This window comes from Desulfonatronum sp. SC1, assembly GCF_003046795.1.
GTDB lineage: Bacteria > Desulfobacterota > Desulfovibrionia > Desulfovibrionales > Desulfonatronaceae > Desulfonatronum.
The window spans coordinates 1-417 of record NZ_PZKN01000194.1; the positions used below are offsets into that span (position 1 = coordinate 1).

Consider the following 417-nt stretch of genomic DNA (forward strand, 5'->3'; position numbering starts at 1 on the left):
GTTCCAGTCGATGCCTTCCCATAAAAGAGTCGCTTTCTGACGAATTTGTACCGACTGGGCATCCTCATCGCGGAAATAGTTCCTCAGCGTAATAAGTGCCTGAACCACAAACGAGGTCTCCACCAGGTCGCCACCATCATCCAGAGATGAAAACGGTTGCGTTTGATAGGTATCACCATTGTACCAATGCGCCCATGCCCCTTTGTGGCGCTCACAATTTTCGAGAAACTCTAATATTTTAAGGATGCGTGTCTTGATTTCAGCCCGCTCCTCGTAAGCGCGCTCATAAGCCACCACCATGGCCATCAATCCCATGCCTGTGGCACCCGACGCTACGGTGCGGCCATCGCCATTGGTGCGCTCCAGCGCCATCCCCGATGGCTGATGTGCGCCTTCCCAGAAATAGCGAAAAGTGTA

1 protein-coding gene is annotated in these 417 nt (G+C 52.8%); it reads right to left on the reverse strand.

Annotated elements, in window-relative coordinates; translation table 11 throughout:
- The coding region (locus C6366_RS21260; protein ID WP_233248596.1) for a hypothetical protein at window positions 1-417 on the reverse strand (417 nt) is incomplete at both ends.